The sequence below is a fragment of the Salinimicrobium oceani genome (assembly GCF_012037645.1).
This window is the reverse complement of the sequence record NZ_JAAVJR010000513.1, coordinates 1-480: the sequence shown is the minus strand read 5'-3', so window position 1 is coordinate 480 and position 480 is coordinate 1. Positions and strand designations below refer to the sequence as shown.

Sequence of the window (480 nt, the reverse complement as noted above, 5' to 3'; positions counted from 1 at the left end):
ACTTTGGATTAAACACTAACGGCGAAGCTTTTTTAAGTATTGCAGCTTCTATTCCTTTTTCAGTAGTGCGGAAGCTGCGGAGGAACAGCTTACAGCTGGAAGCTATCTTTCTGGGGCAGGCGGGACTGTTATCGGGGGATTGCGAGGAGCCTTATTTTCTCAATTTAAGAGAAGAATATGATTATCTGCGGAAAAAATTCCAATTAAATTCCCAGGGGGTACTACCTGTGAAATATTTCAGGTTACGGCCCGATAATTTTCCGGAGGTAAGATTAGTGCAACTTGCTGCGCTCTACAGCAAACATGCCTCTCTTTTTAATGTCTTAATCAATTGTGCAGAAGCAAAAGAATTTTATAAGCTAATGGATTTGGAGATCAATGATTTCTGGAAAACACATTATACTTTTTATAAATCCCATAGCCCCAGAAGAAAAACCCTTAGCACTAACTTCATGGATCTGGTGATCATTAATACGGTGG

Annotated in this window: 1 protein-coding gene; it reads left to right on the top strand. The window is 40.0% G+C overall.

The window, feature by feature from the left end:
- A partial coding sequence (locus HC175_RS17995; RefSeq protein WP_168139631.1) for a DUF2851 family protein occupies positions 1-480 on the top strand: 480 nt, incomplete at both ends.